This window comes from Cobetia sp. (genome assembly GCF_983723665.1).
Genome location: NZ_CFDJES010000016.1, coordinates 4,064 through 23,854, shown reverse-complemented (window position 1 = coordinate 23,854; position 19,791 = coordinate 4,064). Strand labels below are relative to the sequence as shown.

Here is a 19,791-nt window from a genome sequence, read left to right as displayed (position 1 = left end):
AAAGAGATTCCAACATGTCCCTGAAAGCCCGACTTCTTCCTCTTCGGCGTCGATTCTCCGCGCTGATGGCGGCCAGCGGCATTGCGCTGTTCGCAGGCGTTGCCGCCACCCCGGCCCATGCCATCGAGACGGATACCCTGATTCCGGCGGCGCCGCAGCTGGCGGCATCTTCCTGGATCCTGATGGACGCCAATTCCGGGCGCATCCTGGTCGAGCACAATGCCGACAAGCGCCTGCCGCCGGCCAGCCTGACCAAGATGATGACGGCCTACCTGGTCGAGAGCGAGATGGACGACGGCAAGCTGAGCCCGGACGAGAAGGTCCGCATCAGCGTCAATGCCTGGAAGACGGGTGGCTCGCGCATGTTCATCCGCGAAGGCACCAGCGTCACCGTCGATGACCTGCTGCACGGTGTCATCATCCAGTCCGGCAACGACGCCAGCGTCGCGCTGGCCGAGCGTATCGGCGGCAGCGAAGGTTCGTTCGCCGACCTGATGAACCAGCACGCCAAGCGTCTGGGCATGAAGAACACCCACTACATGAACGCCACTGGCCTGCCGCACGCGGAGCATTACTCCACGGCCCACGACCTGGCGATTCTGGCGCGTCGCATCATCAAGGACTACCCGGATCACTACGAGATCTATTCCCAGAAGTACTTCACCTGGAATGGCATCAAGCAGCCGAACCGCAACAAGCTGCTGTGGCGTGACAAGGATGTCGATGGCCTGAAGACCGGCCACACCGAAGAAGCCGGCTACTGCCTGGTGGCATCCGCCAAGAAGGAAGATACCCGCCTGATCAGTGTCGTGATGGGCACCAAGTCCGAAGAGGCGCGTGCGCAGGAATCCCAGAAGCTGTTGACCTACGGCTTCCGCTACTTCGAGAGCAAGAAGCTCTATGACAAGGGCGCAGTGCTCAACCAGGCGCGTGTCTGGGGTGGCGAGAAGGACCAGGTGCGTCTGGGCATGGCCCAGGACGTCTTCCTGACCGTGCCGAGTGGTCAGGCTGACAAGCTGACCGCGCGTCTTGATCTCAAGGACACCATCAAGGCCCCGGTTCAGGCCGGCGAGCAGTACGGTACCCTGCAGATCAAGCTGGACGACAAGGTGCTGGCCGAAGAACCTCTGGTCGCACTGGAGCCGGTGGAGCAGGGCGGCCTGTTCAAGCGTCTGTGGGATGCCCTGATGCTGTTCTTCCACGGCCTGTTCAACTGAGTCAGTCGCCTGGCTGTGCGAAGTGACGCGGCCGATGACATGATTCAGTGATGGCAGTGGGGCGCGCGTGCTGGCGGTGCCAGGCGCGCGCCCCTGAATATCGCGGTCGTGTACTCAACAAAGGGCGATCCGGCTGACGGATCGCCCTTTGTTGAGTAGAATGGTCGGAAATAGAGTTACCTGAAGGGCTATCCCCATGGCCAAGACGCCAGCAGCTGGTGGGCAGACGCCCCCGAAGATTGAATTCCCGTGTGATTTCTCCCTCAAGATCGTCGGCACCGCCGCAGAAGATCTCGTCGAAGTGGTCTGCAATATCCTGGAAGTGCATGCGCCGGGCTTCGATGCGACGGCCATCACCTGGCAGGACAGCAAGAACGGCAACTACCGCAGCATCCGTGTGGTGATCCGTGCCACCGGTACCGATCAGCTGGATGCGCTGCACCGTGACCTCAAGGCCACCGGTCGCATCCACATGGTGCTGTGATCCAGGCATGAAACGCTGGATTTCCTTGTCTTGCGCCTTGATGACAGGAGCGCATGCATGAACACGATTCACGTCTACCACCTCGGCCTCAAGGCCTATGATGAGGTGTGGTCGGCCATGCGCCACTTCACCGATACGCGTGCGGCCGATGCGCCGGACGAGCTGTGGGTGGTGGAGCACCCGCCGGTCTTTACCCAGGGCCAGGCGGGCAAGCCGGAGCATCTGTTGATGCCGGGCGACATTCCGGTGGTGCAGACCGACCGTGGCGGCCAGGTGACCTATCATGGGCCCGGCCAGCTGGTGCTCTACCCGCTGCTCAACGTCAAGCGGGGCGGCATCGGCGTTCGCCAGCTGGTGACGGCGCTGGAAGAGACGGTGGTGGCGGCGATGGCTGAGCATGGCATCGAGGCCTATCCGCGTCCGGACGCGCCTGGCGTCTATGTGAAGAAGTCGGCGCAGCGTGGCGATGACCCGCGTCGTTCGATGGAAGAGGCCAAGATCGCCTCGCTGGGGCTGCGCATCCGGCGTGGTTGCAGTTTCCATGGCGTGGCGATCAATCTGGACATGGACCTCGCGCCCTTCGGGCGCATCAATCCCTGCGGCTATGCCGGCATGGCGATGACCCAGCTGCGCGATCTCGTTCGCGCACCGGTGGATCTTGCCAGCGAGCGTGACCGCCTGGTGCGTTGTCTGGGCGCAAGCCTGGGCGATGTGACCCTGACTCCGGTGAGCGGCCTGCCCGCGGCACTGGCTGACATTTCTCGAACAGCAGGACAGAACTGATGACCGAGACCATCGCTACCACGAAGCCCGCTCCCTCCGCTGCTCCTGCCCGCAAGGAGCGTGGCGTGAAGCTGCGCGGCGCCGAGAAGGTTGCCCGCATTCCGGTCAAGGTGATTCCCACCGAGACCTTGCCCAAGAAGCCGGACTGGCTGCGTGTGCGCATGCCGGCCTCGCCGGAAGTCACGCGCATCAAGCAGACGCTGCGCAAGCACGGCCTGCACACGGTCTGTGAAGAAGCCTCCTGCCCGAACCTGGGCGAGTGCTTCAGCGGCGGCACCGCGACCTTCATGATCATGGGTGACATCTGCACCCGTCGTTGCCCGTTCTGCGATGTGGCGCACGGTCGCCCCAACGCGCTGAACGCTGACGAGCCGCGCGAGCTGGCCGAGGCCATCGCCGAGATGCGCCTGAATTACGTCGTCGTGACCTCCGTCGACCGTGATGACCTGCGCGACGGTGGCTCCAACCACATTGCCGAGTGCATCCGCGAGATTCGCGAGAAGTGCGATGGCACCGAGATCGAAGTGCTGGTACCGGACTTCCGTGGCCGCATGCAGGTCGCGCTGGACGTGCTCGAGCAGACGCCGCCGGACGTCTTCAACCACAACCTGGAAACCGTGCCGAGCCTTTATCGTCGCGTGCGTCCGGGCGCCGACTACCAGTGGTCACTTGATCTGCTCAAGGGCTACAAGGAGCGTCGTCCGGAAGTGAAGACCAAGTCCGGCCTGATGCTGGGTGTCGGCGAGACTGACGAGCAGGTGCTCGAAGTCATGCAGGACCTGCGCAACCACGGTGTCGACATGCTGACCCTGGGGCAGTACATGCAGCCGTCGCGCAACCACCTGCCCATCGACCGCTGGGTGCACCCGGACACCTTCGATTGGCTCGGTCAGAAGGCGCGCGAGATGGGCTTCTCGCATGTCGCTTCCGGCCCGCTGGTGCGCTCTTCCTACCACGCCGACAAGCAGGCGCACGGTGTGGAAGTGAAGTAAGCCGCACTGCTGACATGACGTCAGTTGCCTGAACGAAAAAACCGCCATGGAGCTTGTCTCCATGGCGGTTTTTTCATGTGGCTTGCGCCATCAGGACGCTATGTTCATTGCTCGGTCGCCAGCGGCAGGCAGGCCACGCTGTGCCCGGGGATGGGCTCCATCGGCGCGCTGAAGTGAGCATTGAGCTCCGGCAGCAGCTCGCGCACGAAGCGCAGGAACAGCTCGGTGACCGGCGTGGGGTAGCGGTCCTTGGGGTAGACGGTGCACCAGCTGCGTCTGAGCGGGAAGCCCGGCAGTGAGGGCGAGGCCAGCAGGCCTGAGGCCAGCTCGAGCTGAACCGACAGTCGCGGCAGGATCGCCACGCCCAGGTGCGCCATCACGCCTTGCTTGATGGCCTCATTGGAGCCCAACTCCAGCGTATGACGCAGCGAGACGCGCTCGCGTGCGGCGAACTCCTCGAAGGCGGTGCGTGTGCCGGAGCCGGGTTCACGCATCAGCATGTAGTACTGCGCGAGGTCTTCCAGGGTGATGCCCTTGACCTCCAGCAGCGGATGACCGGGCCAGACGACGGGGATCAGCTCGTTGTCGAGAATCGGCATGAAGGCCAGATTGGCGTCATCCGGCACCATGCCCATGATCACCAGGTCATCGCGCCGCTCGGCGAGACGCTCGAGCGCCTGACCGCGATTGCAGACGCGCAGGCGCACCGACACTTCCGGATACCGCGCCCGAAAGCGCGCCAGAATATGCGGCACCACGTACTGAGCGGTGGACACGGCGGCCAGATTGAGCTCGCCGCGGATGGTGCCAGCGATCTCCGACAGCTCCATCTGCAGGCTCGAGACCTCGCCGAAGATCGACTGCACCGAGTTCGCCAGGGCATCAGCCGCCGGCAGGATATGCAGCGTCTTACCGGCATATTTGAACAGCGATTGCTCGAGTGCCTGCTCCAATTGACGAATCTGGGCACTGACGGCGGGTTGCGTCAGGCCAAGTTGCTCGGCCGCACGGGAGTAGGACTGTTGGCGATGAACCGCTTGGAACACCTGTAACTGTCTGAAAGTTAAGCGATTCAACAAGTTTGGACGCGACATGACACACCCAGTCATAAGGTTTTACTTATAGATTGGCAAAAAAATATCAACTTTTCTATTGGTCTCTCGCTGGGTAGCGTGGAACGCATGCTACCTCGTGTCTGTCAGCGCCGTTGTCGCGTCTGGCGGTCAATGACAAGCGCACGACCAGAGCACCACAACAAGATCACGCGTCACGTCCGGGAGAGTCACCATGTTTCGCAAGTTGCTGATTGCCAACCGAGGGGAAATCGCAGTGCGCATTGTACGCGCCTGTGCCGAGATGGACATCCGCTCAGTCGCTGTCTACACCGAACCTGATCGTTTCTCCTTGCACGTCAAACGCGCCGATGAAGCGCATTTCATCGGCGAAGACCCGCTGGCCGGCTATCTGGATGCCCGCCGCCTGGTCGATCTCGCGCGCGAGACCGGCTGTGACGCCATCCATCCGGGCTACGGATTCCTGTCGGAGAACGCCGAATTCGCGGCCATCTGTGAAGCGGCGGGTATCGCCTTCGTGGGGCCGGCCAGCAGTGTCATCGCCCGCATGGGTGACAAGACCCAGGCCCGCGATGCCATGAAGGCGGCCGGCGTGCCGGTGACGCCGGGCTCGGCCGGCAATCTGGCCGATGTCGAGGAGGCGCTGAGTGTCGCCGAGCAGGTCGGCTACCCCGTCATGCTCAAGGCTACCTCAGGCGGTGGGGGGCGCGGTATCCGGCGTTGTGATGATGCTCATCAGCTCGAGCAGGCCTGGGGGCGCGTGATCTCGGAAGCCACCAAGGCCTTCGGCAGTGCCGATGTGTTCCTCGAGCGTTGCGTGGTCGACCCGCTGCATATCGAGGTGCAGATCCTGGCCGACAATCACGACAACGTGATTCATCTGTTCGAGCGTGACTGCTCCATCCAGCGTCGCAACCAGAAGCTGATCGAGATCGCCCCCAGTCCACAGCTGACACCGGAGCAGCGCTCCTACGTCGGTGAGATGGCGGTACGTGCCGCCCGCGCCGTCGGCTATCGCAACGCCGGTACCGTGGAGTTTCTGGTCAAGGGCAACGAGATCTACTTCATGGAGATGAACACTCGCGTGCAGGTGGAGCACACCATCAGCGAGGCCATCACCGGCGTGGACATCGTGCGCGAGCAGATCCGCATCGCCTGGGGCCACAAGCTGGCCTTCCGTCAGGAAGACATTCGCCATCACGGCTATGCGATCCAGTTCCGCATCAACGCCGAGGACCCCAAGAACGACTTCCTGCCAAGCTTCGGACGCATCACGCGCTACTACGCGCCGGGCGGGCCTGGCGTGCGTACCGATACCGCGATCTATACCGGCTACACCATCCCGCCGTATTTCGATTCCATGTGTCTGAAGCTCATCGTGTGGGGGCTGACCTGGGAAGAGGTCATCAATCGTGGTTCACGTGCCCTCAATGACATGCGTCTGCAGGGCGTCAAGACCACGGCGCCTTACTATCAGGAAATCCTCAAGCACCCTGATTTCCGCAACGCACACTTCGATACCGGCTTCGTCGCAGCCCACCCGGAATTGACCCAGTACTCGGTCAAGCGCCTGCCGGAACAGACGGCGCTGGCGATCGCGGCGGCCATCGCGGCCCACGCCGGTCTCTGATGCGCACCTGATGCCCCTGATGTCGTGAATCTTCTCTGAGCTTCCCCCGGTTCACGTAGCCAACAATTAGAAGGACCCCAGACATGACAGCTGCAACCCCCAACACCCCCGCCGTTGATCACGCCGAGCGCGTCAAGGTCACCGAAGTCGTGCTGCGCGATGGCCACCAGTCATTGATCGCGACCCGCATGCGCACCGAGGACATGCTGCCGATTGCCGCGCGCCTCGATCAGGCCGGTTTCTACAGTCTCGAAGTGTGGGGCGGCGCGACCTTCGATGCCTGCGTGCGTTTTTTGAAGGAAGACCCCTGGACGCGTCTGAAGGCGCTCAAGGAAGCCATGCCCAACACCCCGCTGCAGATGCTGCTGCGCGGCCAGAACCTGCTCGGCTATCGTCACTACGCCGATGATGTGGTGGAGGCCTTCGTCGAGCGCGCCGCGGCAGGTGGCATCGATATCTTCCGTGTCTTCGATGCCTTGAATGATCTGCGCAACATGGAAACCGCCATGCGCGCGGTCAAGAAGGCCGGCAAGCACGCCCAGGGCACCATCTGCTACACCGTGAGCCCGGTGCATACGCTGGAGATGTACGTCGAGCAGGCGCGCAAGCTGGTCGAGATGGGGGCCGATTCCATCGCCATCAAGGACATGGCCGGCCTGCTGACGCCGTACGCCACCTATGATCTGGTCAGCGCGCTGGTCGAGGCGGTCGAGGTGCCGGTCCACCTGCACAGCCACGCCACGGCGGGCCTGGCGCCGCAGTGCCAGATCAAGGCCGTCGAGGCGGGCTGTCGCCACATCGATACCTGCATCTCGGCCTTCGCCGGCGGCACCAGCCATCCGGCCACCGAATCCTTCGTGGCCTCGCTGCGCGGCACCCAGTGGGATACCGGCCTTGAGCTGGAGTCGCTGCGCGAGATCGGCGATTACTTCCACGAGGTGCGCAGCAAGTACTCAGCCTTCGAGAGCGAATTCACCCGCGAGGATGTCTCGGTCCAGATCAGTCAGATCCCCGGCGGCATGATGTCCAACCTGGCCAGCCAGCTGAAGGAGCAGAACGCCCTGGAGCGCATCCGCGAGGTGTTCGATGAGATTCCGCGTGTGCGTGCCGATCTCGGCTACCCGCCGCTGGTCACCCCGACCTCGCAGATCGTCGGCACCCAGGCGGTTCTCAACGTGCTGACCGGCGAGCGCTACAAGAGCATCACCAACGAGGTGAAGCGCTATCTGCAGGGCGGCTATGGTCAGGCGCCGGCACCGGTCAACGAAGAGGTCCGCTCGCGTGCCATCGGCAACGCGCCGGTGGAAGTCGGGCGCCCGGCCGACCTGCTCGCGCCGGAGATGACGCGCCTCACCGAGGAGCTGGGCGAGCTGGCCGAATCCCCCGAGGACGTGCTGACCTTCGCCATGTTCCCGGAGCTGGGACGTGACTTCCTCAACGAGCGTCGTGCCGGCACGCTCACACCGGAAATCATCCCCCAGGGCGAGGCGGAGCGCCCGGTGACCTCTGGCGTGCCGACCGAGTTCGTCATCGACGTGCACGGCGAGTCCTACGCGGTGCAGATCACCGGCGTCGGCGGTGCCAAGGGCAGCAAGCGTCACGTCTACCTGACCCTGGACGGCATGCCGGAAGAGGTGGTGTTCGAGGCCAAGGACGATTACGTGGCGGGCGGCCAGAGCGGCGGACGTGCCAGCGCCTCGGCGCCGGGCCATGTCACCACCGCGATGCCGGGCAACATCGTCGAGGTACTGGTCGCGGTCGGTGACAGCGTCACCGCGGGCCAGTCGGTGCTGATCAGTGAGGCGATGAAGATGGAGACCGAGATCGCCGCGCGTGTCGACGGTACCGTCAAGGCCATTCATGTCGCGCGTGGCGATCGTGTCACGCCGGGGGAAGTACTGATCGAGATCGCGTGATGCCAGCGGCGGCGAGGTTGCAAAATCTGGCCGCCGTCACCATCTGACAGCTATACGATCACCAGGGGCGGCCGGGCATCTTCGAGGCTCTGCCGTCCTTTCCTGTGGAAGGACCAACATGGCAACACATTTCGAGCAGGCTCCCGGCCTGAGTGAGCAGATCGACCCGGCCACCCGTGGCTACGTCTTCAACCAGACCATGCTGCGCATCAAGGACCCCGAGCGCAGCCTGGATTTCTACACTCGCGTGCTGGGCATGCGTCTGGTGCGCAAGCTCGACTTCCCGGAAATGCAGTTCAGCCTCTATTTCCTCGCCTATCTGGATGACGACCAGGCCAGTGAAGTGCCCGGTGATGACCTCAAGCGCACCACCTACACCTTCGGGCGTGAGGCGATGCTGGAGCTGACCCATAACTGGGGCACCGAGAATGACCCGGACTTCGCCTACCATGACGGCAACGCCCAGCCGCAGGGCTTCGGCCATATCGGGGTCAGCGTGCCGGATGTCTACGCGGCTGCCGAGCGTTTCGAGTCGCTGGGCGTCGAGTTCGTCAAGCGTCCCGACGATGGCAAGATGAAGGGTCTGGCCTTCGTGAAGGACCCCGATGGCTACTGGATCGAGATCCTGCGCGCCGATACCTTCGAGCGTCAGGCCAACGGCGAAGTCTGAGGCAGGCCGCCGCTGTAAAAGAACCGCCACTACCGGCATGCCCGGGGTGGCGGTTTTTCGTTTATGCGAAACCCCGCGTTGCAGGGGTGTCAGCGGCATTCGCTTGCTGCAATGATGATGTCTGACTGACACTCGCAAGGCGCTCATTATTGATGGCCCTTGAGGTCGATCGCCCATGACGAAAGAGGAGACAGCTATGTCGGAGAATGCACAGCGGTTGAGCGGCAAGGTGGCGGTAGTCAGTGGGGCTTCACGCGGGATCGGCGCCGGGATCGCGCAGCGCCTGGCGGCGGACGGCGCTCACGTCATCGTCAACTATCGCAGCGACAGTGATGGTGCCTTGCAGGTCGTGACGGATATCGAGTCGCGGGGCGGCAAGGCGATCGCCGTTCAGGCCGATGTCGGTGTCAGCAGCGACGCGGCACAATTGTTCACCGAAGCCCGGCGCGTGTACGGCGGGGTGGATATCCTGGTCAACAATGCCGGCATGAGCATCTACAAGCCCATCGCCGATTTCACGGATGACGACTTCGCCAACCTGATGCAGGCCAATCTGACCGGCTCCTTCAATCTGATGCGTGAGGCGGCGCGGCATCTGCGCGATGACGGACGTGTGATCAACATGTCCACCTCGGTGACGCGGCAGATGTTCGCGACCTACGGGCCCTATGCGGCTTCCAAGGCCGCGGTGGACCAGTTGACGCGGGTGCTGGCCAAGGAAGTCGGCGAGCGAGGCATCACGGTCAATGCCGTGGCGCCGGGCCCGACGGACACCGGCCTGTTTCGTCACGGCAAGAGTGAAGAGACCATCGAGCGCCTCAAGGGCATGGCGGCGCTGGGGCGCATTGCGGACCCGCAGGATGTCGCAGCCGTGGTGGCCTGGCTTGCCAGCGAAGATGCCGGCTGGGTGAGTGGCCAGGTCATCGGTGCCAATGGCGGCTTTGCCTGAGGTCACCGAGGTGGGTTTTGCCTAACACCGCCCATGTTTGCGGCTATGCTGTTGTCAGGATGAGGTTTGTTCAGACATTGGCATGAGGGGCTGGTATGAAGGTGACAGCTAGCGAAGTCCACGGCGATATCTCGCCGCAGGGCGTGATCCCGGCTCCCGATGGTTTGCGCGTGGGCTATCCCGGGCACCTTGGGGGTTACTCGCGCGAGTGCGCGCTCAAGCTCTATGCCAACGACGCCCAGCTCAAGGCTTACGCAGGCATCGACGAGGTCATCAGGGCGCTGGCGGAAGGCGAGATCGATACCGCCGTGGTGCCCTGGTCGCGTGGGCATCAGCGTCCGGTGCGCACCACGCATCAGGCGCTGGCCTTCTGGACGGGCATCTGCGTCGAGCGGCGCGTCTTCCGTGCCATCAGTCTCAGTCTGCTCGGGCCGCCCGGGGCTTCGCCGTCGGCGGTGAGGCGTATCGTGGCACGCGAGGCCCTGTTCGAAGAGTGCGATGCCTGGCTGCAGCAGAACCTGCCGGAGGTCGAGCGGGTGGAGTGTCTGCACATGGCGGATGCGCTGGACATGGCAGAGAGTCGCAGCGATACGCTGGCCATCGCGCCGCCATCACTGGCGCGTCGCCCGGGGCTTGTGTGCCTCGCCCAGCGCATCGAGGATGACCCCGGCCGTGTGGCGCAATTCGCGGTGCTGAGGCGTGATCACTCGCGGGTGCGCGGCCAGTGCTTTTCCTGTGATGCCACGGTGGATGAAGGGCAGGGCAACGCCGTGCTGTCCGGTACCAGCGAGCCCGCCGGGTGAGGGTCGCCGCTCGGCCCTGAGTTCCGTTATGCTGAAGGCCATTCGTCATCAGAGGCCTTTTGCATGGTGTCTTCCGACCAGCGCTCGTCCGCTCCCTCCGTATCCTCTACACCAGAGACGCAGGACGCCGCGACTTCATCCGATGTCGCGGCGTCCAGTGTGGTGCAACGCATTCCTGCCGCTCCCGCCGAGTGGGAGGCCCCCGGCGAGCTTGATGCCCGCCTGCCGGTGCGGCCGGCCGTGGTGCCGGTCTCGCTGCCGACGGCCGGGCTGATCATCGTCGATGAGATCAACGGCTTCTGTCAGGTCGCAGGCGGTGCGCTGGCACCTCAGGCGCCCAATGCACAGGTCAGCAGGATGATCGCCCTCAGCGATACGCTGGCGCGAACCTTCAGTGAGCGCAGACGCCCCTTGCTGGCCTTCATTGATTCCCATGCGCCGGGCAAGCCGGAGCCGCCTTATCCCGCCCATTGTGAGCAGGGCAGCGGCGAGGATGAGCTGGTGGCGGAACTTGCCTGGCTGGAGGAGGAGCCGCAGGCCACGCTGGTGCGCAAGGACTGCATCAATGGCTATGTCGGCGCGATTGATCCCCATACCCAGGTCAATGCGCTGCAGGAGTGGGTGAGCGACGAAGGGCTGGAAAGCCTGGTCGTGGTAGGCATCTGCACCGATATCTGCGTGATGGACCTGGTATTGACGTTGCTGTCGGCGCGCAATCACGGCCTGCTGGGCAAGGTGCGTGACATCGTGGTGCTGGAGCCCGGCTGTGCCACCTACGACCTGCCGGCCGAAGTGGTTGAGCAGCTGGGGCTCCCCGATACGGCGACGCATCCCCAGGCAGACAGTCATCACATCGGACTTTACTGCATGGCGGCGCGTGGTGCGGTGATCGCCAGTCAGCTTGAGCTGACTTCTTGAGCAGATGTCGTGAGCTGCTGTCATGGATTGAGCTGCGTCTCTCGCATAGCGTCGCGGGATAGCGGGATAGCGGGATAGCGTGAAAGTGGAGAGAGGAAGAGCTGGGAAGGTGGCAGGAAGGCAGCAATTTCGTCAGAGGCCGTGCAGGCAAGGCCGCCCGTCTGCGCAAAAGGTAGTTTGATTACAACATCTGGCCATGAAAACGCCGCCTCTCTTGCGAGCAGGCGGCGTTTTCATGGGGCGACAGCCAGCGTCATTCAGGCGCGGGTGCTGACCCAGTCGTTGGCGTCCGGCACGGCCACTTCGACTTCCTCGGAGATCAACTTCGAGTGGAAGAGGAAGTCCGCGCTGGCCGCATTGCTGGCGACCGGCACGTTCCACAATGCCGCCAGGCGCAGCAGCGCCTTGACGTCAGGGTCGTGCGGCATCGGCGCGAACGGGTCCCACAGGAAGACCAGCAGGTCCAGATTGCCTTCGGCGATGCGCGCGCCGATCTGCTGATCACCGCCCAGCGGGCCGCTCAGCAGGCCTTCGACCTCGAGGCCCAGCTCCTTGCTGATGCGGCGGGCAGTGGTGCCCGTGCCCAGCAGCTGGTGGCGGGACAGCTCATCGCGCCAGCGATTGGCCCACGCCAGCATTTCATCCTTCTTGCCATCGTGCGCCACCAGCGCAATGCGCTTGCGTGCTGGCAGGGTGCGCCGTGCCTGGCGCTTGGGTCGTTGTTCGCTCATTCCCTGACCTCCTGAGGATGGGGCAATGTCGCTGGCCTCCCTCCCTGAAAGGCCCGGGGCGGGAGGCCAGCGAGGCCGATCAGTCGATGGTGCTGCCGACAGTGACGATCTTCATGGTGTTGGTGCCGCCATGTGCGTTCATCTGGTCGCCACGGGTCAGGATCACCAGGTCACCGCGAGTCGCGATGCCACGGGCTTCCAGCTCCGCGATGGCGCGACGGTTGATTTCCGCCGCCGGCAATTCGCTGGAATCGAAGGGCAGTGACACCACGCCGCGGTAGAGGGCCATGCGACGCTGGGTCTTCTGGTCCTGCGCCAGGCCGACGATGGGCAGACCGGAGCGGATGCGCGAGGCGATCAGCGGGGTATAGCCGGATTCCGTCATGCACACGATGGCCACGACACCGGTCAGGTGGTTGGCGGCATACATCGCGGACAGCGCGATGGTCTCGTCGGTCTTGCTGAAGCCTTCGTGGATGCGGTGCTGGGATTCCTGCGCGGCACGCTCACGTTCGGCGCCCAGGCAGACGCGATCCATGGTCTCGATGGTCTCGACCGGGAAGTCGCCGGCGGCGGTCTCGGCCGACAGCATCACGGCGTCGGTGCCGTCGAGCACGGCATTGGCGACGTCGAAGACTTCGGCGCGGGTCGGCAGCGGCGCGCTGATCATGGATTCCATCATCTGGGTGGCCGTGATGACCACGCGGTTGAGGCTGCGCGCGCGGCGGATCATGCGCTTCTGCACGCCGATCAGCTGAGCATCGCCAATCTCGACGCCCAGATCGCCACGCGCCACCATCACGCCTTCACTGGCGAGGATGATGCCATCCAGCACGGCGTCGTCGGCCACGGCTTCTGCGCGCTCGACCTTGGCGATCAGGCCGATGTCACGACCTTCCTCGCCCAGCAGTTCACGGGCCAGCTGCATGTCGGCGCCGCTGCGCGGGAAGGAAACGGCCAGATAGTCGACGCCGATATCGATGGCGGTCTTCAGGTCAGCCTTGTCCTTGTCGGTCAGGGCTTCGGCAGACAGGCCGCCGCCTTGCTTGTTGATGCCCTTGTTGTTGGACAGCTTGCCGCCGACCTTGACGGTGGTGTGGATCTCGTTGCCCTTGAGCTCATTGACCTCAAGCACCACACGGCCATCGTCGAGCAGCAGCACGTCGCCCGCGACCACGTCATCGGCCAGTTCCTGGTAGTCACAGCCGACACGCTCGACGGTACCTTCATCACGGCCCAGGCCGATATCGAGGATGAACGGCTGGCCTTCGCTCAGCTTGACGGCGGTATCCTTGAAGCGCGCGATGCGGATCTTCGGGCCCTGCAGGTCGCCCAGTACGGCGACGCTGCGGCCCTGTGCGGCGGCAGCCTGACGTACGGCCTCGGCGCGCATGCGGTGGTCTTCGGGGCTACCGTGGGAGAAGTTGAGGCGTACCACATCGACTCCGGCACGAATCATCGCGTCGAGCACACCCGGCTTGTCACTGGCAGGGCCGAGAGTGGCGACAATCTTGGTGCGGCGGATCGGGCCGTTGAACGCGTGCGGCATGAAAGCATACTCCTTGAACACTGGCGTGATGGACTGGCTGAAAACGCAAACCAGGTTGTTGTCATTTTACTACATTGAAGGCTGAAAGGGAGCCTGTCGAGTATCGTCGGCTGTCGTTGTCCATTCTCGTGATCACGATCGGGACTGCAAGGGGTGACGTGAAGTATGCCGAGCGATTGTTGCGAATACGTTGTCGCGGGTACGCGGACATGGGCTGGGGCGTCAGGGTATGCCGCGCTGCGCCATGCGGGCGCGGCCCGTCATTTCGAGGCCTGACGGCCAGGCGTCGCATGCTCTCTGCGGCAGTGTCGTGGTGACCGCCCCGTCACGCCAATGTCCGCCGGCTGGCTTTCACTGACAGCCATTCCAGTGCTACCTATATAGTGGCAATACCCTGCTGAGCGAAATTTCCGCGCATCGGCCCAGCGCAGAACCCTGTACCGGCCCCGTGTATCGGGCCCGTTGACCGCTGCCATGCGCTGATGACCTATGCTCAAACCCGGCTCGAATGCCGGATTGCCACGACCACATGCCTGAAGGCTGTCGATGTCATTCGGCGCAAGCCGCATGCTGACATGGCGGGTGGCATGGCATGTCTCGAGGCTGTCGCAGAGGCGCCCTGTCGAGCCGCCCTGACGAAGCGTCAGTCTCAACATTGCTGGTCAGCGCTGAAATGCTGGGGTAGGGTAGGCGCATTTTTCGGCTGGGACAAAACCCAGCGCGACGAGTCATTCGCCGGCGCAATCAGCGCCGGCCAGGAGATGCGAGCAACCATGGGCAAGTCACTGGTGATCGTCGAGTCGCCCGCCAAGGCCAAGACCATCAACAAGTATCTCGGCAACGACTTCGTGGTGAAGTCGAGTGTCGGGCACATCCGCGACCTGCCGACCAGCGGAAGCGGCAAGCAGGCCACCGACCCCAAGGAACGTGCCCGTCAGGCGGCGGAGACTCGCAAGATGTCGCCCGAGGTCAAGGCGGCTCACAAGGCGCAGAAGGCCAAGACCCAGTTGATCCGCCGCATGGGGGTCGACCCGGAGAATGGTTGGGAGGCGCATTACGAGATCCTGCCTGGCAAGGAAAAGGTCGTTTCCGAGCTGACGCGTCTGGCCGAGAAAGCCGACACCATCTATCTCGCGACGGATCTGGACCGCGAAGGTGAGGCGATTGCCTGGCACCTGCGCGAGACCATCGGTGGCGACGATTCGCGTTACAAGCGCGTGGTGTTCAACGAGATCACCAAGAAGGCGATCACGGCGGCCTTCGATGAGCCGGGCGAACTGAAGATGGACCGCGTACATGCCCAGCAGGCACGCCGTTATCTGGATCGCGTCGTCGGCTTCATGGTCTCGCCGCTGCTGTGGGCCAAGGTCGCTCGTGGCCTGTCCGCCGGGCGCGTGCAGTCGGTTGCCGTGCGTCTGATCGTCGAGCGTGAGCGCGAGATCCGCGCCTTCATCCCCGAAGAGTTCTGGGATGTCCACGCTGAGCTGGCCGCCGCCAGTGGTGAAGCGATCCGTTTCGAGCTGGCGCGTCAGGATGGCAAGGCCTTCCGTCCGACCAGCGAGAAGGAGACGATGGACCGCATCGCGGCGCTGCGCACGGCCAAGCTCGCGATCACCAATCGTGAAGACAAGCCGACGCGCTCCAAGCCGAACGCGCCGTTCATCACCTCGACCCTGCAGCAGGCGGCCAGTGGTCGTCTCGGCTTCTCGGTCAAGAAGACCATGATGATGGCCCAGCGTCTCTACGAGGCGGGTTACATCACCTACATGCGTACCGACTCGACCAATCTGTCGGCGGACGCGGTGGCCACGGCGCGCGACTTCATCAGCGAAGAATACGGCAGCAACTACCTGCCGGAAGCGGCCAACGTCTACTCCAGCAAGGAAGGCGCCCAGGAAGCGCACGAAGCGATTCGTCCTTCCGAAGTGTCGCGCCGTGCGACTGATCTCGCCGGCATGGAGCGTGACGCCGAGCGCCTGTATGAGCTGATCTGGCGTCAGTTCGTGGCCTGTCAGATGCTGCCGGCCGAATACCTGTCCTCCACGCTGACCATCGAAGTGGATGGCTACGAGCTGCGCGCCAAGGGCCGTGTGCTCAAGTTCGACGGTTACACGCGTGTCATGAAGCCGATGGGCAAGAAGGAAGAGGACCAGTCGCTGCCGGACCTCGCCATCGGCGAGAAGCTGGACCTGGTCGAGCTGCAGCCGCTGCAGCACTTCACCAAGCCCACGGCGCGTTACACCGAGGCCAGCCTGGTCAAGGAGCTGGAGAAGCGCGGTATCGGTCGTCCGTCCACCTATGCCGCCATCATCTCCACCATCCAGGACCGTGGCTACGTGGCGCTGGAAAACCGTCGCTTCTATGCCGAGAAACTGGGCGACATCGTCACCGATCGCCTCAGCGAGTCCTTCAAGGACCTGATGGACTTCGGCTTCACGGCGCGCATGGAAGACTATCTCGATGAGGTGGCCAACGGCGGGCGCAACTGGCGTGAGCTGCTGGACACCTTCTACGCCGAGTTCAAGGCCGAGCTGGACCACGCCCAGTCCGAAGAGGGCATGCGTCCCAACCAGCCGGTGCCGACGGACATCGCCTGCCCGACCTGTGGGCGTGAGATGCAGATTCGTACCGCCTCGACCGGGGTCTTCCTGGGCTGTTCCGGCTACAACCTGCCGCCCAAGGAGCGCTGCAAGACCACCATCGATCTGCTGCCGGGCGATGAAGCCGTGGCGGCCGATGCCGGTGAAGATGCCGAGACGGATGCGCTGCGCGCCAAGCGTCGCTGCCCGATCTGCGCCACCGCGATGGACAGCTACCTGATCGATGAGCAGCGCAAGCTGCACGTCTGCGGCAATAGCCCGGACTGTGTCGGTCACGAGGTCGAGGAAGGTCAGTTCCGCATCAAGGGCTACGATGGCCCGGTGATCGAGTGCGACAAGTGCGGTTCCGACATGCAGCTCAAGACCGGGCGTTTCGGCAAGTACTTCGGCTGCACCAACGAGAATTGCAAGAATACCCGCAAGCTGCTCAAGTCCGGTGAGGTGGCGCCGCCGAAGATGGACCCGATTCCGATGCCGGAACTTGCCTGCGTCAAGGTCGAGGACCACTACGTGCTGCGCGATGGCGCCAGTGGCCTGTTCCTGGCGGCCAGTCAGTTCCCCAAGAATCGCGAGACGCGTCCGCCGCTGGTCAAGGAGCTCAAGGCGCATGCCGACGAGCTGCCGGAGAAGTATCACTTCATTCTCGAAGCCCCGGATCAGGACCCGGACGGACGTCCGGCGCAGATTCGCTTCTCGCGCAAGGTCAAGGCTCAGTACGTCATGACCGATGAGGAAGGCAAGGCGACCGGTTGGAAGGCGACCTACGACAACGGCCGCTGGGTCGTCGAGGACAAGCGCAAGGGAGCCAAGAGCTGATGAGCCAGCGTGCCCGTACCAATCAGCTGCTGTATCAGGCCGAGTTGCTGCTGGCCCAGTCAGCAGCCTCTGGCGACGATGAGCATGCCGTGGCGCGTCGCATGGCCGGTGAAGAGGGCGCGCTCGCCCTGCTGGAGCTGGCGCTGGCGTCATTGCTGGAAGAGTGTGCCGTGACGGCGCGCTGGCCAGAGGGTAGCTGGCGCGAGCGCCTGGCGTCGCCGCCGACGCCCATCGCCGAGGTCGAGCAGCTGCGCAGCCTGCTGGAGCATTCCGACAGCTGGTTGTCTGAGCTGGTCGCGGATGTGACCCGCCTGCATGAAGAGGGCGGCGTCGCTCGCCGCGAGGAATCGCGTTCGCGTGGTGATGGTCTGATCATCGCGGCAGCCTCGAGCGCCTCGCTGGCCGAGCGTCTCAGTGCCGCCATCACGGCATTCAAGGCGCTGCTGCCGCAGCTGCGCGAGTCGAGTGTCGAGTGGTAGGTCAAGGCGTTGATCTGGTGCTGCACGCTGGTGATGACTGGCGCATGGCAATCGGGTGACGTTTCGCCTTCACGGGTGCTAGACTGATCGCATTGTGGCAAGCCCTGCATTCTCCGGTACGACCATGGCTCTGGCTGTGGTCGTACTTTTTTCTGCGTCGCTGATGGCAACGCGGTGCCGGGCTTGCCAGCCGTCGCGCTGACGATTACAACGACGCCGGTATCTCGCGAGATGCCGTGCAGGAGGAATGACGTGTCCGATCCCGCCGTACTTGAAATTGTGCAAATGGAAGATGGTGAAGTGATTCTGCGCGCCGCGGAAAGCGAAGGTGAGCCGCTGCTCAGCATTCGCATTTCGGACGAGGCCGCCGATCTGCTGCGTGACAATCGTTTCGAGGTCGCGCGTGAGATGATCGACCACGCCATCACCCGGACTCGCCTCTGGGATGGCGAAGAAGACGAGGACGAGCAGTCAGAAGGCATCGTGCACTGATTCATCGCTCGCGCTTCGCGCACAAAAAAACCCGCCTCGAGGCGGGTTTTTTTGTGCAATGCGTGCGGCTTTTCTGTTGCTCAGAGCTCTGCGAGAAAGGTGCTGCTGGGCATAGCTCGTTGCTCAAAGCGCTGCTGGTCAAGGCCTCAGTGCAGGCCGCCATCGCGGATGACGCCCACCCCGAGACCTTCGATCTCCAGGCTGTCCGTGCGCAGGTCGACCTTGATCGGCGAGAAGTCCTCGTTCTCGGCTTCCAGCCACACGTAGTGCCCGTCACGGCGGAAGCGCTTGACGGTGACCTCATCCCCCAGACGTGCCACTACGATCTGTCCGTCACGCACGCTGCTGGTGCGGTGCACGGCCAGCAGGTCGCCTTCCAGAATTCCCACGTCCTTCATCGACACGCCGCGCACGCGCAACAGGTAGTCGGCAGCCGGCGAGAAGTAGTCGCTCGGCAGCGGGCAGTGACGGTCGATATGCTCGCTGGCAAGAATCGGACTGCCGGCGGCCACTTCCCCGATCACCGGCAGGCCATCGTTGGCGCTGTCGTCGACGTCAGCCAGCGACGGCACGCGAATGCCGCGAGAGGTGCCCGGCACCATCTCGATGGCGCCCTTGCGCTTGAGGGCACGCAGATGCTCCTCGGCAGCATTCGGTGAGCGGAAGCCCAGCGCCTGGGCGATTTCGGCCCGCGTCGGCGGGTAGCCAGAGGACTTGATGGTCTTGATGATGAAGTCGAAGACATCCTGCTGGCGCGGAGTAAGCGGCTGGGTCATGGCATTGCCTTTGGCCTGGGCGGCATCTTGAGCTGACGGCACGGGGTGTGCATCCATACAACTGTCATTGTATCCAGTCATGGCGGTCATGCAAGGCATCGTGGCTTGCGTGGTGGCCTCAAAGGGCAGGTAGTCGCCGAGATATCGCTGTCTGGCGACTTTTCGTGCCGATATCCGAGGCATTCTTTCTTGATGGGAATGTCTGGAAGTGAATGCCTGGAGATTAATGTCTGGAGATGAATGTCTGGAGATGAACCCGGCCTGGCTCTGGCGGGGTGGTCAGTCACCGAGCATGACGAGCCCTTGAATCGGGATGGTCAGCGTTGAGGGAATATCAGGCTTGGCTAAACCTCTGGCGTTTGAAACGCGAGAGAATTGTCAGTCATGGCATGGCGCGCTAGAATCAAAGTGTTTCAAACGAATGTTCGTCGATGGCGGTGCTCACGGGTGCCGTGATCGAACGTGCCTTGCGGTGAACATGCACCACCTCATGAGAGAGTCGCCGCGCGGGGCTTGCGCCGTGACCTACGACTCCAGTTCTTTTCTACCTGACAAGGGTTCCGCCCATGGCCCAGACCGATACCGTTACCCGCATCCTCGATACTGCCGAGGTGCTGTTCGCCGAGCGCGGCTTCGCCGAGACCTCACTGCGCAACATCACCAGCAAGGCCAAGGTCAATCTGGCGGCGGTGAACTACCACTTCGGCTCCAAGAAATCGCTGATCCAGGCGGTCTTCGCGCGCTATCTCGACCCGTTCAGTGAGCGTTTCCACGCGGCACTCGACAGCATCGAGCAGCAATACGCCGGGCGTCAGGTGCCGCTGGAGGTCCTGCTGGAGGTGATGGCGCGTACCGTGCTGGAGGTGCCGGCCGAGCGCAACAGCCTGCGTACCTTCATGCGCCTGCTCGGGCT

Annotated in this window: 18 protein-coding genes; 14 read left to right on the top strand and 4 right to left on the bottom strand. The window is 63.5% G+C overall.

Annotated features, from left to right (window positions below):
* Positions 1–14: 14 nt before the first annotated feature.
* The 4 genes from AC4FAH_RS03295 to lipA all read left to right on the top strand — a co-directional run bounded on the left by AC4FAH_RS03295 (position 15) and on the right by lipA (position 3,476).
* On the top strand, positions 15–1,217 hold the full coding sequence (locus AC4FAH_RS03295; protein ID WP_054555032.1) for a D-alanyl-D-alanine carboxypeptidase family protein: 1,203 nt from the start codon (positions 15–17) through the stop codon (positions 1,215–1,217).
* A 196-nt stretch (positions 1,218–1,413) separates the two neighbouring features.
* Entirely contained in the window at positions 1,414–1,701 is a 288-nt protein-coding gene (locus AC4FAH_RS03290) for an HP0495 family protein (protein WP_043331948.1), read from the top strand.
* Positions 1,702–1,758: 57 nt separating this feature from the next.
* Complete coding sequence (gene lipB / locus AC4FAH_RS03285) at positions 1,759–2,484, top strand: lipoyl(octanoyl) transferase LipB (RefSeq protein ID WP_082388119.1); 726 nt, start codon at positions 1,759–1,761, stop codon at positions 2,482–2,484.
* Positions 2,484–3,476: a lipoyl synthase gene (gene lipA, locus AC4FAH_RS03280; RefSeq protein ID WP_052384342.1), complete on the top strand. Its 993-nt coding sequence runs from the start codon at positions 2,484–2,486 to the stop codon at positions 3,474–3,476. Before lipB ends, lipA begins: the two co-directional genes overlap by 1 nt.
* Before the next feature lie 104 nt (positions 3,477–3,580).
* Here lipA and AC4FAH_RS03275 read toward each other — a convergent pair whose 3' ends face one another.
* Complete coding sequence (locus AC4FAH_RS03275; protein WP_043331946.1) at positions 3,581–4,570, bottom strand: LysR family transcriptional regulator; 990 nt, start codon at positions 4,568–4,570, stop codon at positions 3,581–3,583.
* Positions 4,571–4,763: 193 nt separating this feature from the next.
* Between AC4FAH_RS03275 and AC4FAH_RS03270 the strand changes: the two genes are divergently transcribed.
* The 6 genes from AC4FAH_RS03270 (at position 4,764) to AC4FAH_RS03245 (ending at position 11,435) form a co-directional block, all read left to right on the top strand.
* Positions 4,764–6,179, top strand: coding sequence for an acetyl-CoA carboxylase biotin carboxylase subunit (locus tag AC4FAH_RS03270; protein WP_043331944.1), 1,416 nt, complete (start codon positions 4,764–4,766; stop codon positions 6,177–6,179).
* Between the two features lie 83 nt (positions 6,180–6,262).
* The gene (gene oadA / locus AC4FAH_RS03265; protein WP_153635237.1) at positions 6,263–8,095 is read left to right on the top strand and encodes a sodium-extruding oxaloacetate decarboxylase subunit alpha; all 1,833 of its coding nucleotides are present in this window, start codon (positions 6,263–6,265) and stop codon (positions 8,093–8,095) included.
* A gap of 118 nt (positions 8,096–8,213) precedes the next feature.
* A complete protein-coding gene (gloA, locus tag AC4FAH_RS03260) occupies positions 8,214–8,765 on the top strand; it encodes a lactoylglutathione lyase (protein WP_153635238.1) in 552 nt (183 codons plus the stop codon).
* Positions 8,766–8,961: 196 nt separating this feature from the next.
* Positions 8,962–9,714, top strand: a complete 753-nt coding sequence (locus tag AC4FAH_RS03255; RefSeq protein ID WP_153635239.1) for an SDR family oxidoreductase — start codon at positions 8,962–8,964, stop codon at positions 9,712–9,714.
* Positions 9,715–9,809: 95 nt separating this feature from the next.
* Positions 9,810–10,517 (top strand): prephenate dehydratase domain-containing protein, encoded by a 708-nt coding sequence (locus AC4FAH_RS03250; protein WP_192838408.1) that lies wholly within the window; start codon positions 9,810–9,812, stop codon positions 10,515–10,517.
* A gap of 63 nt (positions 10,518–10,580) precedes the next feature.
* Positions 10,581–11,435: an isochorismatase family protein gene (locus tag AC4FAH_RS03245; protein ID WP_490245634.1), complete on the top strand. Its 855-nt coding sequence runs from the start codon at positions 10,581–10,583 to the stop codon at positions 11,433–11,435.
* Positions 11,436–11,692: 257 nt separating this feature from the next.
* Here the strand turns inward: AC4FAH_RS03245 and AC4FAH_RS03240 are convergent, their stop codons facing one another.
* Together AC4FAH_RS03240 and pyk are read right to left on the bottom strand one after the other, a co-directional pair.
* On the bottom strand, positions 11,693–12,166 hold the full coding sequence (locus AC4FAH_RS03240; protein WP_054555025.1) for a methylglyoxal synthase: 474 nt from the start codon (positions 12,164–12,166) through the stop codon (positions 11,693–11,695).
* A gap of 79 nt (positions 12,167–12,245) precedes the next feature.
* On the bottom strand, positions 12,246–13,715 hold the full coding sequence (pyk, locus tag AC4FAH_RS03235) for a pyruvate kinase (protein WP_043331933.1): 1,470 nt from the start codon (positions 13,713–13,715) through the stop codon (positions 12,246–12,248).
* Between the two features lie 773 nt (positions 13,716–14,488).
* On the opposite strand from pyk, the gene topA reads away from it, so the two are divergent.
* The 3 genes from topA (at position 14,489) to AC4FAH_RS03220 (ending at position 18,102) form a co-directional block, all read left to right on the top strand.
* Positions 14,489–17,131 carry a type I DNA topoisomerase gene (gene topA, locus AC4FAH_RS03230; protein WP_107335351.1) on the top strand — a complete coding sequence of 881 codons (2,643 nt, stop codon included), beginning with the start codon at positions 14,489–14,491 and terminating at the stop codon, positions 17,129–17,131.
* Positions 17,131–17,610 (top strand): DUF6586 family protein, encoded by a 480-nt coding sequence (locus tag AC4FAH_RS03225; RefSeq protein ID WP_153635242.1) that lies wholly within the window; start codon positions 17,131–17,133, stop codon positions 17,608–17,610. Before topA ends, AC4FAH_RS03225 begins: the two co-directional genes overlap by 1 nt.
* A 252-nt stretch (positions 17,611–17,862) precedes the next feature.
* A complete protein-coding gene (locus AC4FAH_RS03220; RefSeq protein WP_052384340.1) occupies positions 17,863–18,102 on the top strand; it encodes a hypothetical protein in 240 nt (79 codons plus the stop codon).
* 146 nt (positions 18,103–18,248) lie between these two features.
* Here AC4FAH_RS03220 and lexA read toward each other — a convergent pair whose 3' ends face one another.
* Positions 18,249–18,878 (bottom strand): transcriptional repressor LexA, encoded by a 630-nt coding sequence (lexA, locus tag AC4FAH_RS03215; protein WP_043332079.1) that lies wholly within the window; start codon positions 18,876–18,878, stop codon positions 18,249–18,251.
* A gap of 566 nt (positions 18,879–19,444) precedes the next feature.
* Here lexA and AC4FAH_RS03210 point away from each other — a divergent pair.
* The coding region (locus AC4FAH_RS03210) for a TetR/AcrR family transcriptional regulator (RefSeq protein ID WP_490245633.1) at positions 19,445–19,791 on the top strand (347 nt) is incomplete at its 3' end.